The organism is Martelella limonii (assembly GCF_013344475.1).
Taxonomy (GTDB): Bacteria; Pseudomonadota; Alphaproteobacteria; order Rhizobiales; family Rhizobiaceae; genus Martelella; species Martelella limonii.
This window is the reverse complement of sequence record NZ_JABUOU010000001.1, coordinates 1062641-1075152: the sequence shown is the minus strand read 5'-3', so window position 1 is coordinate 1075152 and position 12512 is coordinate 1062641. Positions and strand designations below refer to the sequence as shown.

Annotated in this window: 11 protein-coding genes; 2 read left to right on the top strand and 9 right to left on the bottom strand. The window is 62.4% G+C overall.

Annotated features, from left to right (window positions below; translation table 11 throughout):
• Window positions 1-10: 10 nt before the first annotated feature.
• The 6 genes from HPQ62_RS04970 to HPQ62_RS04945 all read right to left on the bottom strand — a co-directional run bounded on the left by HPQ62_RS04970 (window position 11) and on the right by HPQ62_RS04945 (window position 8367).
• Entirely contained in the window at window positions 11-2260 is a 2250-nt protein-coding gene (locus tag HPQ62_RS04970; RefSeq protein WP_194246263.1) for a hydantoinase/oxoprolinase family protein, read from the bottom strand.
• A gap of 31 nt (window positions 2261-2291) precedes the next feature.
• Complete coding sequence (locus HPQ62_RS04965) at window positions 2292-4049, bottom strand: sigma-54-dependent Fis family transcriptional regulator (RefSeq protein ID WP_244629545.1); 1758 nt, start codon at window positions 4047-4049, stop codon at window positions 2292-2294.
• A gap of 520 nt (window positions 4050-4569) precedes the next feature.
• Window positions 4570-5016: a MaoC/PaaZ C-terminal domain-containing protein gene (locus HPQ62_RS04960; protein WP_174801352.1), complete on the bottom strand. Its 447-nt coding sequence runs from the start codon at window positions 5014-5016 to the stop codon at window positions 4570-4572.
• Window positions 5016-6125, bottom strand: a complete 1110-nt coding sequence (locus HPQ62_RS04955; protein WP_174801454.1) for an extracellular solute-binding protein — start codon at window positions 6123-6125, stop codon at window positions 5016-5018. Before HPQ62_RS04955 ends, HPQ62_RS04960 begins: the two co-directional genes overlap by 1 nt.
• A 17-nt stretch (window positions 6126-6142) precedes the next feature.
• Window positions 6143-7306 carry a CaiB/BaiF CoA transferase family protein gene (locus tag HPQ62_RS04950; RefSeq protein WP_174801351.1) on the bottom strand — a complete coding sequence of 388 codons (1164 nt, stop codon included), beginning with the start codon at window positions 7304-7306 and terminating at the stop codon, window positions 6143-6145.
• Window positions 7303-8367 carry a Gfo/Idh/MocA family oxidoreductase gene (locus HPQ62_RS04945; protein WP_174801350.1) on the bottom strand — a complete coding sequence of 355 codons (1065 nt, stop codon included), beginning with the start codon at window positions 8365-8367 and terminating at the stop codon, window positions 7303-7305. Before HPQ62_RS04945 ends, HPQ62_RS04950 begins: the two co-directional genes overlap by 4 nt.
• A gap of 264 nt (window positions 8368-8631) precedes the next feature.
• Between HPQ62_RS04945 and HPQ62_RS04940 the strand changes: the two genes are divergently transcribed.
• Window positions 8632-8964 (top strand): zinc ribbon domain-containing protein YjdM, encoded by a 333-nt coding sequence (locus HPQ62_RS04940; protein WP_174801349.1) that lies wholly within the window; start codon window positions 8632-8634, stop codon window positions 8962-8964.
• Window positions 8965-8997: 33 nt separating this feature from the next.
• On the opposite strand, the gene HPQ62_RS04935 is transcribed toward HPQ62_RS04940, so the two are convergent.
• Genes HPQ62_RS04935 through HPQ62_RS04925 form a run of 3 tightly spaced genes read right to left on the bottom strand, consistent with a single transcriptional unit; the run spans window position 8998 to window position 10993 of the window.
• A complete protein-coding gene (locus HPQ62_RS04935) occupies window positions 8998-9327 on the bottom strand; it encodes an L-rhamnose mutarotase (RefSeq protein ID WP_174801348.1) in 330 nt (109 codons plus the stop codon).
• A 32-nt stretch (window positions 9328-9359) separates the two neighbouring features.
• Entirely contained in the window at window positions 9360-10184 is an 825-nt protein-coding gene (locus HPQ62_RS04930; RefSeq protein WP_174801347.1) for an amidohydrolase family protein, read from the bottom strand.
• 53 nt (window positions 10185-10237) lie between these two features.
• Window positions 10238-10993, bottom strand: coding sequence for an IclR family transcriptional regulator (locus tag HPQ62_RS04925; RefSeq protein ID WP_174801346.1), 756 nt, complete (start codon window positions 10991-10993; stop codon window positions 10238-10240).
• 181 nt (window positions 10994-11174) lie between these two features.
• Between HPQ62_RS04925 and HPQ62_RS04920 the strand changes: the two genes are divergently transcribed.
• Window positions 11175-12503: an ABC transporter substrate-binding protein gene (locus HPQ62_RS04920; RefSeq protein WP_174801345.1), complete on the top strand. Its 1329-nt coding sequence runs from the start codon at window positions 11175-11177 to the stop codon at window positions 12501-12503.
• The last annotated feature ends 9 nt before the right edge of the window (window positions 12504-12512 follow it).

Genomic DNA, 12512 nt, shown 5'->3' with positions numbered 1-12512 from the left:
CCCTTGACCGTTACACTTCTTTCAGATGGAACAGCCGGTGACCGTCGAGCCAGGTTTCAAAACCGCCTGGTACGACAAAGGTGGTGGCGTCGGATTCGATGATCGCAGGCCCGGTGACCCGGTTGCCGGGCTTCAGGCTTTCCATGCGGTAGAGCTGCGCATCGACCCATTTGCCCTTGCGGTAGAATTTGCGGGTCCCGAGCTTGGCCTCCTCAGCCGGCGTCGGGATGCCTTCTTCCTCCTTCGGAATGCGGGGTTTCGGGATCGGCACGGTGCCGCGCATGATCGCGCCGGTGACGGAAAAACCGAGCTCCGGCGAGCGCGCGGAGGCGGCATATACCCGTCCGTAAGTGTCGTTGAAGGCATCGACCAGCTTGTCCCAGTCCTCGGCAGTCCTGGCCGAACCGATGGGGCTGTCGATTTCCAGATCGTTGAGCTGGCCGCGATACTGCATCCGATAGCCGGGTTGCAGGCGGACCTGATCGCGCGAATAGCCGTTCAGCTCGAACTCCTCGAGCACCCGTTCGGCCAGTTCATGCCAGGCTGCGTTCAGCGTTTTCGCTTCGATCTCCTTGGCTTCCTCCGAGGCCGTTTCGCCGATGTTGATGTCGAGCGACTTGTCGTAGCGGTATTCGAAGTCCGCCGCCGCGCAGCCGAAGGCGGAGAAGCCCGCAGCCCAGGCCGGAACGATCACATCCTCGAAGCCCAGCCCTTCGGTGTAGCCGTAGGTGTGGACCGGCCCTGCGCCGCCATAGCTGAAGCAGGTGAAGGAGGACGGCGAATAGCCCTTGCCGGAAATCATCGAGCGCAGATAGTCGCGCAGCTCGCTGTCCAGCAGTTCGATGACGCCTGCGGCCGCTTCTTCCACCGTCAGGCCGAGCGGATCGGCAACCTGTTCCTTCATCGCGTTATAGGCGCGCTGCCGGTCGAGCTTGACCTGACCGCCGAGGAAGTTGTCGGGGTTCAGATAGCCGAGGATCACGTGGCAGTCGGAGATGGTCACCGTCTCGATACCCGACTCCTCCCAGCAGACGCCGACGCGATAGCCCGCCGAATCCGGCCCCAGCTTGATCGCCTTGGTATAGGGATCGAGGCGGATGAACGAGCCCGCGCCGGCGCCGACCGAATCGAGGCCGACCAGGGGAAGCGACAGCACCAGCCGCGCCATGTCCGGGTCGTTCTGGATCGTCAGTTCGCCCTGGGTGATCAGGGCCACATCGAACGATGTGCCGCCGATATCCGAGCAGGCGATGTTCTTGTAGCCCAGCACCTCGCCGAGATATTTGGCGCCGATCACGCCGCCGATCGGGCCGGAGACAATGGTGCGCGCCAGCTCCTTGGCCTTCCACGAAATGGTGCCGCCATGGGTGGCCATGACCCGGAAATCGAACTTCGATCCGTTCTCCTTGAACTCGGCCGAGATCTTCTTCAGGGTCTGGCGTGACGGCTCGGCCGCGAAGGCCTCCAGGATGGTGGTATTGGTGCGGTGGGTTTCCTTGCGGACCGGATAGTAGTCGGTCGATGCGAAGACCGGGGTCTGCTTGCCGGCCTTGGCGACCTCTTCCTCGACGATATCGCGCACCCGGCGTTCATGCGCGGGGTTCTTGTAGCTGTGCAGCAGCGAAATCACGATGCCTTCGACATCCTGCGCGATCAGTTCCTTCGCCGCCTGGCGGGCGGTATCCTCGCGCAACGGAATGACCACCGTGCCGAACATGTCGACCCGCTCCATGACGCCGCGCGTCAGGTGGCGCGGCACCAGCGGATCGTCGTAATAGTGGGTGTTGAGGTGAATGCGGTCCTCATAGGCCATCCCCAGATAGGCCTGGCAGGCACGGCCCATGCGGTGGAAATCCTCCATGCCCGCATTGACGATGAGACCGGTCTTGAGACCCTTGCGTTGAACCACGCGGTTGAGCATGGCCGTGCCGGAATAGACGCCGGTCTGGATCGAGCCCAGCGCATCCTCAAGCGACAGGCCCCAGCGCTCCAGTCCCTCTCGGCTCGATTCGATCAGTCCGCGCGCCTCATTGTCGGGCGTTGACTGCGCCTTGCCGACCACAAAATCCCCGTCGGAATCGACGAAGAACGTATCGGTCATCGTCCCGCCCGCATCGATGCCGAGCACCTGGACCGAACGGTTGCTTCTCTGCTCAAGTGACACGAAAAACTCCTCCCATTGTTCCGGCCATCCCGAGAGGGGACGGCCACGATTGAGAGGATGCACCTTTTGTGAATGCCGGGAGTGTCCGGTTTTCATGCGTCCGGACGGACATCTTGCGGACGCGAAATCAGTCCTTTCGCTCGCGCGAAATGCCGTAGCTGTCGAGCTTGAGGTAGAGCGTGGAGCGGGCTATGCCGAGGCGTTTTGCCACGCGGGAGAGATTGCCGTCTTCGGCCTTCACCGCGCCGAGGATTTCCGCCCGTTCGACATCGCGGAGTGTCTCCGTACGATCGGATTGCGCGCGCTGATGAAACTCGCGGGGGAGCGTGCGCTCGGTTATCAGCCCGCTTGGCGACAGCGCATCGAGCGCCGTGATCAGATTGCGCATCTCGAGCAGGTTGCCCGGCCAGGCATAGGCCTGCAACGCGCTCATGGCGCCGGAGGTGAACCGCAATTCGCGCCTGCCGGTTTCCTTGGCATGGCTCTGGACGAGCCGGCGCAGCAGCGGCTCGATTTCCCCGGAGCGTTCCCGGAGGGGAGGGATATGGAGGCGCGCGCCTGCGATCCGGTAATAGAGATCGCTGCGGAAATTGTGGGCGCGCATCTCGTCGTAAAGCGAGCGGGCCGAAAGCGCGATGATCCGGCCCCCGCGTTCGGACACCAGTTCGACGAGCGTGAACAGCAGCTTTTGCAGCGATGGCGAAATCGCGCCAGGGCTCGAGAGGCACAGCATGCCGCCAGCCTCGGTGTCGCGGGCAGAAGCGATCAGCGCGCGCAAGGTATCCTCGGTCAGCTGGGCGCAGTCGATCACCTCAAACGGGCCGTGGGCCTGTCTGCTGGCATTGTGGATCGCCTTGGCGAGAGCGTTTTTGCCCGTTCCCGTCTCGCCTTCGATCAGGATCGAGATCGGCGTCTCGGCCAGTCTCTGGGCCTGCGCGCAGAGTTCGGCCGAAACCTGTCCGACGCTGGCGATCTGCTGCAACTCCATGCCTGCCCAATTGCGCGCCAGCGGTCGCGAACGGCGCAGCGAGACCATGATGCCAATTGCCTCGCCCTCGGCTTCGATTACCTCGAAATCGGCGCCGTTCAGGCATTCGCCCAGGACCTCGCCGATCTGTCCCGCGGGCCGGTCGATCAGCGTGGGCAGAAGCTTCGGCAACTGGCGAAGGGCATCGTCATCTTCGCAGAACCGCGCGAAATCCTCCGTCGAAAACACGCTCGACCCATTGCGATCCATGACCAGCGTCTGATCATTGCCGCGCCTCAGTCGGCGAATGTGGGAATATTCGAGCAGCAGCTCGCGCTCGTGGCCGAGCATCTGGTTCAGCTCTGTCTCCACCTGCAAGGCCAGCGCCGACGACAGTGCGACGGCATTGGGCTGCATGATCGCGCCCGGCCAGGAAATATCGAGCACGCCCATGACGCGCCCGGTTCCCGGTTCGATGATCGGCGTCGCCGCGCAGTTCCAGCGCTGGATCGCCTCGCAGAAATGCTCGGCATCGCGGATGAGCGTCGGCACGCCGAGATAAAGCGCCGTGCCGATGGCGTTGGTGCCGATCGCTTCCTCGATCCACTGGCCGCCCGGGTAAAGGTGATTTTCCTGCGCATCGGCAAGCGTGTGAGGGTCGCCGGCGGCTTCGATCACCACCCCGGAATCGTCGCTGAGCAGAAGAATGTCGCGCGTTCCGATCAGCAGGTTTCCCGCCCGGTGCATGGCCTTTTGCGAGGCCTTCTCAAGTCTTCGCGCCCGCGCGCGGCGACCTTCCAGGCGCTCCTCATCGAGAACGGGAGCCATGGTGCGTTCGGCAATCGCGTGCCGCAGAGAACGCTTCCAGCTTTCCAGAACGTCATGACGAATGTCCGCAGGCGCCTGTCCCGTGGACATGAAATCTTCCCATTCCTTCTTTCGTGCAATGCGCTCCATCTTCTCCTCCCGAAAAGATAGCCCGCCAGAGAGCTGTTGCCGTTGAGGCTTACACTCTGATCGTGACCTCCATGAAACCATTAGAGCGAATATGCCGATAATACCAATTGCATGCGTTCCGTTGTGTATGAATTTCGGACAGTCTCGCCGCGGCCCCGCCGGCATTCTTGCGGGCCGCTGTTGCTTGCTGTTCAGGAACCGTGCCCTTCATTCGGCTCGGCCTTGCGCATCCAGTTGGAGCGCTTGGCCGGCGAGGCCGCACACGCGCTGGAGCTTGCCTGCGACATTGATGCAGGACAGATCATTCATCAATGAGTGTTTTGCCGGCGGCATGGAATTGCCGTCCGGCGGCGACACGCTTTCAGGCTTCGGCCGGGAGAAGGACTGGAGGGCCTGCTGTCTTTCCGCACGACCAAGGGCATCGCGACCGAGCCTTGCAGCGTCGCCGGTCTTTCGGCGCAGAGCGCATCCCTTCAATCGCTCAGACAGCCCTGCGTTGCACGAGGTAGACGTGGTCGCAGGCCATGACCACCTCGTCACGCTGGTTCTTCACGCGCACCTCCTCGATCACGCGGCCGTAGTCCGGCCGTTTCGGGTCGTCCTCGCAGCGCGCGATCGTCAGTACGGTGTGGATGGTGTCGCCGATAAATACCGGTTTGGGAAAGCGCAGGCGTTCGTAGCCATAGGTGAAGGAAAGCGGGTTGATTTCCGACGCCGACAGACCGATGCCGATCGCGAATGTCATCGTGCCATGGGCGATGCGCTGCCCGAAGGACGTCGACTTCATGTGTTCGGCGTCCATGTGGTGCGGGAAGAAATCGCCGGTATGGCCGGCATGGACCACGAAATCGGTCTCGGTGATCGTGCGGCCATAGGTGCGGCGCTCCTCGCCGACGGCAATATCCTCGAAATGGCGCGGACGTTCCATCAGAAACTCTCCTCGAACAGCCGGTTGAGCCGGGCAATTGTGGCATGGGGGGGGGCGCCGTCCCGGAGTGCCGCATTGAGCGCCTCTGAAGCCTCGGCCTGGAAGCGCATATAGCCGTCATGGCGCGGGCGCAGGTAGGAGGTCTCGAGTGTTTTCCGGGTGTTGCGGTAGAAGTCATGGGTCCTGACGTTCACCGCCTCGGCGCTCCAGCCGGCGTCATGGCCGGGCTGTCCGCCGGCCTCCGGGTAGAGCCCGGACTGAACAGCGCCGCCTGCCACCCAATAGGCATAATCCGTGGCGGCCTGCCTGTTTGGGGAAAAGGCAGAAACAGCAATGCCCGTGCCGCCCAGCGCAGAGCCGCAGGGGCCGTTTTCGCCGAGCGCCGGGATGTCCTTGAAAGTCAGGCGATGCGAACGGAAGCCATCAATCGCGTAATTCGCATAGCCATAGATGTAGGGCGAGAGCGCGGCTTCAGGGGCGGGCGCGGCGAGCGCCTCGAGCACGGCGATGGGGTCCATGGCGAAATTATTCGCCGGCACAAGGCGCGCAAGCTCAGCCAGCTTTTCGAAGACGGCCATGCCGTCGGCCGCGTCGATCAGTGGGCCTGGACCGTCATTGCGGCAGGGGCTGCCGGTGTTGGCGGCCAGGGTGTAGAATGTCATCAGATTGTGCGGCGGGCGAAGCGGCAGCATGACCCGGCCCGCGCGGGCGAGCGTGATCAGGCTTTGCCAATCGTCGGGAGGCGCTGGCAGCAGGTCTTCCCGATAGGCCAGAACCTGGGCTGCGGCATCCAGCGGGAAAGCCCATTGACGGCCATTGTAGTGATAGCTTGCATAGGAGGCACCGACAGAGCCGTCTTCCAATCCCCTGCGTTCATCCTCGCGACCTTCGACATCAAGCGGCGTCAGGCAGTTTTCCGCCGTGATCTGGCCGACATGGGGATGGTCGATGACGATCATGTCGTATTGCCGTGCCAGCTCCTCTACCGGAAAGCTCTCGAAATCCTGGAGGCTGCGCTTGTCCCACGCAATCGCAACTCCGGTCCTTTCCTGCCAGACGCTGGCGCTTGCCACCATGGGATCATAGCCGCGGGGGTGGCTCCAGGTCATGCCTCTCAGTTTGATTGTCACAGTCCGAACTCCGCGCGTATGGCCGTGCTTTGCTCCCCGATCCTCGGCGCTGCGCGGCGGGTCTGCATGCGTTTGCCATCGACCCTCAGCGGCGAGCGCGTGGTCCGGATTTCGATGCCATCCTCGCGCGTTACCGTTTGCAGCATGTCGAGCACCTTGAAGCCGGCATGATCCATGAGCTCCGGCCAATCGAGCACCTTGGCGCACCAGATGTCTGCCGGCTCCAATATGGCGAGCCAGTGCTCGGTGGCCTGCTCCTTCAGCACGTCAGCGATGATGCGCTTGATGTCGTCGCGGGCGGAAAACCAGAGATCCGGCTTTCCGCGATAGGGGGCGAGCGCGCCGATCCCCAGCGCATCGGCAAGCTGGTCGATCGGCATCATGGCCAGCGCCAGATAGCCGTCTGCGGTCGGATAAACGCCGTAGGGCGCGGACAGATAGGCGTGTGCGGAGCGAAAGGACGAGCGCTTCGGCGGACGCCTGCCGTCATTGAGATGGGTGGTCAGCACCTCGAACTGAAAATCGATCAGCGCCTCGAGAAGGCTGGTCTCGACATGGGCGCCCCTGCCGGTGCGGCCCTTCTTCACCAGCGCGGCAAGAACGCCCTGGCACAAGGCCGCGCCCGCCAGCATGTCGGCAATGGCGAGGCCGAAGGGGACCGGACCCTGCTCCTCGTCGCCATTCAGCCACATCACGCCGGAACGGGCCTGGGCGAGCAAGTCCTGCCCAGGCCGGTCGACCCAGGGGCCCTCATCGCCATAGCCGGTAATCGAGCCGTAGACGATGCCGGGATGGTACGCCTTGACGGTCTCGTAATCGAGGCCGAGCCGGGTGATCACGCCGGGACGGAAATTCTGCAGCACGACATCGGCCTTGCCGATCAGCGTCTTCAGCGCGGTCACATCGGCCTCGTCCTTCATGTCGATGGCGAGGCTTTCCTTGGAGCGGTTGATGGCGTGGAAGATGGTGGAATCGCCGCCGATTTCGGTGTCGGACAGATAGAGCCGCCGCGACAGGTCGCCGAGACCGGGGCGCTCGATCTTGATCACCCGGGCGCCGAGGTCCTGCAGGCGCAGGGAGCAGTAGGGGCCGGAGAGAAACTGGCACATGTCCAGCACAAGTATGCCGGCAAGCGGCAGGTCATCATTGTCTGCAGTCATGGTCTTTCCTTGATCGGAGTCGCGGGCGAAGCGCTCGACCGGTAGGCCGCCTCGACCAGCGCCATGGTGTTCCAGGCGTCCTCGACCGAGGTGACCAGGCGGTCATCATCGCCTGAGACGAAGCGCTGGAGATTGCTCATCACGCCGACGAAGGCATGCGGGAACCAGGTGCCGGCAAGCGGGATCTGCTGCCATTCGCCGCCTTTCGCGCAGAACCACAATTCATCCGGCACGCCTTTGGGATAGTTGAGGTTGACCCCGAGCGTCGTGCGCGCGACCCCCCTGGTGCCCTCGAAACGGAAATAGCAGTCCTGGAATTTCGGGCCGAAATCATGATTGTGGTTGATCGAAAGCACGGCGCGGACCGGGTCTGGATAATCGAGGATTGCCGATGTCCGGGTCTGGGCCATGGTCGACAGCGGATGGCCCATCGTGCGGGCGTGCACGCCCGCCGGATTGCCGAGGAAATGGCGTATCAGGTCGAGATAATGGATGGAGTGCAGCAGGATTTCGACGCGGTCCATGGTCTTCAGGAATGGCCACAGGTCCCAGGGCGTCATCATGTTGGCATGCATCTCGACATCGACCAGTTCGCCGAGCGCGCCGCTCCGGTAAAGATCGTGGATGGCGAGCATCATCGGCGAGAAGCGAAGCTGGAAGTTCACCGCCGCCGTCAGCTTCTTCGCGCGGCAGATGTCCAGAATGGCCGTCGCTTCCTCGAGATTGCGGCCCATCGGCTTCTGTAGCAGCACGGCCGCGCCATCGGGCAGGCGGTTCAGTACGTCCAGATGCGCAACCGGCGGCAGAGCGAGGTCGAAGATCGCGCCGGGCACGGCAGCCGCTTCATCAACGCTTGCGAACGGGGTGATATCCCACTCGGCGGCGACCTTTGCCGTGCGCTCGGGATCGATGTCGTAGATGCCGGCGACCGGCAGGCCGGCCATGCGATAGGCCGGCAAATGGGCGTCACCCACGATCGAGCCGGCGCCGAAGATGACGATGGGGCGCGGGGCGCGAACCGCCGCCCAGCTTTGCGCCGGGTTGCGAGCCTTTTCTGACACCTGCTCCTCCTTCAGGTTAGAATATCATTCTTATCTGAATAGAGTATTCAAATTTGGATTGATTGCAAGGGCGCGCATTCCATGGCGTGTGTTTTCCCTGCCGTTGCTGTGCTGCATCATGAACCCGTGAAAGCAGCCCTCCGCACTCGACAAGCCGTTCGTTTCGCACTAGGAAGCGCGGGTCTTGCGATCACCGGACCATGTGCCGCGCGATCTTCCTGGTGCCATTCCGCGCACCCCACCGCCAACACGATCAGGATGATCATGAGCGAAGTTCCGCCCTGTCCCAAATGTCAGTCCAGTTACACATATGAAGACGGTGCGCTGCTGATCTGCCCCGAATGCGGCAACGAATGGTCGGCCGGTGCCGATACGGCCGTCGAGCCGGAATTCAAGGACGCCAATGGCAATCTGCTCGCCGATGGCGATACGGTGACCGTCATCAAGGATCTGAAGCTGAAGGGTTCCAGCCAGGTTCTCAAGGTCGGCACCAAGGTAAAGAACATCCGGCTTGTCGAAGGCGATCACAATATCGACTGCAAGATCGATGGTTTCGGAGCCATGAAACTGAAATCGGAATTCGTGAAGAAGATCTGAAGTCCGCTCCGGAAAGCGCCATAGGCACCGCCGTCAAGCGAGATGGAAGACGTCTTCCATCTCGGCCCACCATTCGCCTTCCGCGGCGGTGTCGAGCGGTTTCTGGCAGGGCATGCAGACCGCCCACCATTCCCGGGTCTTGGGGTCGGCCGCCATCTTCGCCTGATCGGCCTCGTAGTCGTCCCCGGTGTATTCGTAATAGGAAAACAGCAGGTTCTCCGGCTCGCGCAGGAAGATCGTGTAGTTGCGGATATTGCACGCCTTGATCATGTCCAGCACGTCCGGCCAGACATTGGCGTGAAGCTCCTTGTATTCGGCGACCTTGTCGGCGCTGAGCCCGATGACCATCCCGATGCGCTGCATGGGGTTTCTCCCTTGGTTTGTCTGAATTGCGTCTAGAGGCGGTAGAGCCTCATGGCATTGCGGGAAAACAGGTTTTCCTGGTCCTGCTGCGTTGCTCCAGCGACGATTTCCTTTGTGCTCGCAACCCAGTCTTCAAGGCTTGCGTGGATGGTGCAGACGGGAAAGTCCGAACCCCAGACCACGCGGTCGAAGGTGAACACGTCGAGGACGTGAGAGATGTAGGGGCGGAGTTTCTCCGTGTTCCAGTCCGCCCCGGCATAGGCGATCACGCCGGAAATCTTGGCGGTGACATTGGCCAGTCGCGCGCATTCGGAGATATTTTCGGCCCAAGGCGCATAGGCCTCGTTTTCGATGTCGGGCACGCCGCAATGGTCGAGCACGAACTGTACCTCTGGGCATTTTCCGGCGAGGGCGATTGCAAGCGGAAGCTGGCGGGCGGCAACGCAGAGGTCGAAGGTGAGGCCGTGGCCGGCCAGGCGACGGATATTTTCTGCAAAGAGCGGTGCCTGCGAGACATCGTCCGGCACCACATGGAGCACGCGTCTCAGCCCGCGCACGCCGGGGATGGCGGCAATCCGTTCCAGATAGGCTGGGAAGTCCGGGCTCTCCGGCCGGCAGGCGGCGATCGCGCCAGCGATCTTTTGGTGCGCGCTGACCATGAAGACGGTCTCGGCCTCCATGTCGGTCTCCGCGACATCGACTTCCATATGCAGCGCGGCATCGATGCCGAGCTTTCCGGCGCGGGCGAAATAGTCCTCAGCCGTTATCTGGTGGTCGAGCGCCGGGGCATCCTTCAGCCAGGGATAGGAGAACCGGTCCTTGTAGACGAGATGAAGGTGAGTATCGATGATGCGCATTGTTCCTCCCTTGCCTCGGTGGGCATCTGTTTGCGGCGGCCGGGCCTCTCGTCTCACGGATCGGGACGGCCTTTGGAAAGGCTTGCGGCTGCCGCGCGCACAAATTCCAGGGTGCGCGCCCGGTCGTCTTTGATCGTGCGGTCAAGGCGCTCCGTATAAGGCGATGTGACGACCGCCATCACCGACCCGAGCGGCCCGATGACCGGCGCTGAAAGATTGGTGACGCCTGCGATCTGCTCGCTCGGCATCATGGTGTACCCCGCTTTGCGGATCCCCTCGAGACGGGCTTCGGTCTCCGGCGTCAGCGTCTCGCCGGCGCCCTTCAGCATCAACGCCCGGTTTTCGGGCGAAGAGAAGGCGAGGAAGACGAGGCCGGAGCCGGTCGAGGTAAGCTTCAGTCGCGTGCCGACGCGAACGGCGAGGCTCCAGTAGCTCGGCGCATCAACCTGCGCGACGACGACGGCGGCGTTGCGGTCGAACACGACGATATGACAGGACTGTCCCGTCTCCTGCGCCACGTGCTGAAGCAGCGGCATCGCCTGGTTGACCAGCCGGCGCAGTGGCGGTCTGGCATGGACCAGTTCGAACATCTTCAGCGTGATCTCGTAGCGGTCCTCCGGCGTGCGGCGGATATAGTCGCGCCGCACCAGCCGGTCGAGCATGCGGTAGATTTCGTTGGGTGTGCGGCCGAGCGACTTCGCGATCTCCGCCTGGCTCAGCGATCCGTCGGTCTCGGCCAGCAGCTCAAATATGTCGAGCCCCTTGTCGAGGGCAGGGGCGCGGTAGCGGTCGGAGTCTTCTGAAGCCATGTTCGTTCCTTGCGGCACGGGTGAAACTTCACCCTGAATTTGCTGCGAAACTGACGTCGTTCCCGCCCGATATCAAGAGCGACGTTGACGGCTGCGCCAAATTGATGCTTATATACGAATAGACTTTTCAAATATGGAGGATCAAGTCTTTTCTGGACTTGAGGGATTGAGGAGGACAGACATGCGACGGAATTTTCTGACAACAGCGCTGATTACTACCTGCGCGTTCGGCGGCCTTGCGGCTGGCGCACAGGCCGATGACTTCGACTACGGCAGTTTTCCGGGCTATACGCTTCAGGTGAAGCTGATTGGCGGCACCCAGTACGAGAAGCTCTACACGCGCATCCCCGAATGGGAGGAGATGACCGGCGCCAAGGTCGAGATCGTTTCTTCCAAGAACCATTTCGAGCTTGACCGCGAGATCAAGCAGGATATCGCGACCGGCGGCATCTCCTGGTGCCTTGGCTCGAACCACACCAGCTTCGCCCCGCAATATGGCGACCTCTATATCGACCTGTCGGAGTTCATTCCGCAGTCGGAGCTCGACAAATATGTCCCGGGGACGCTTGAGTCCGCCAAGGTCGATGGCCGCCTCGTCCAGTTGCCGCGTGTCACCGACGTGTCGAACCTCTATTATCGCAAGAGCCTCTACGCGGATCCGGCAAACCAGACGGCGTGGAAGGAGAAATATGGCACCGACCTTGCCCCGCCGAAGACCTTTGACGAGTTTCGCGACCAGGTGATTTTCTTCGCCGATCCGCCGAACCTCTATGGCACCGCGTTTGCCGGCAAGGACGAGGGCATGTCGGGCCGCTTCATGGAAATCCTGCGGGCCAATGGCGGCGATATGTTCGACGCCGATTTCAAACCGGTCTTCAATTCGCCGGAAGGCGTTGCCGCCCTGGAGTGGTTTATCGATGTCTACGACGCCGGCGCGGTGCCGGCCGGCACGGTCAATTACACCTGGGACGATATCGGCCAGGCGATGGCCGCGGGCCAACTCGCCATCGATCTGGACTGGCCGGGTTTCGCCGCCTTCTTTGCGGATCCGTCTTCATCCAAGATCGCGGATGACCTCGGGTATGCCGTGGCCCCGGTCGGCTCGTCGGGCAAGCGCGGCGGCTGGTCCGGTTCGCATTCGTTCTCGGTGACTGAGGATTGCGACAACAAGGATGCCGCCGTTTCCTTTGCCGTGTTCATGACCAATGACGAGAGCGAGCTCATGGAAGCGATGGCCGGCAACCTGCCGACCCGCTCTGCCACCTATGAAGAGGTGATCAACTGGTTCAACGAGAACGGCAAGGAGAACCTCGCCGAAATGTTCCAGGTCTGGCAGGAATCGCTGGCTGACGCCCGCACCCCGCCGCTGATTCCGGAATGGATCCAGGTCTCGAACGTTCTGTGGCCCGAGCTGCAGGCTGCAATCGTCGGCGAGAAGACCCCGCAGGAAGCGCTCGATGACGCCGCCGACAAGGCGACCATGATCATGGAAGACGCAGGCTACTACTGACCTGCCCAC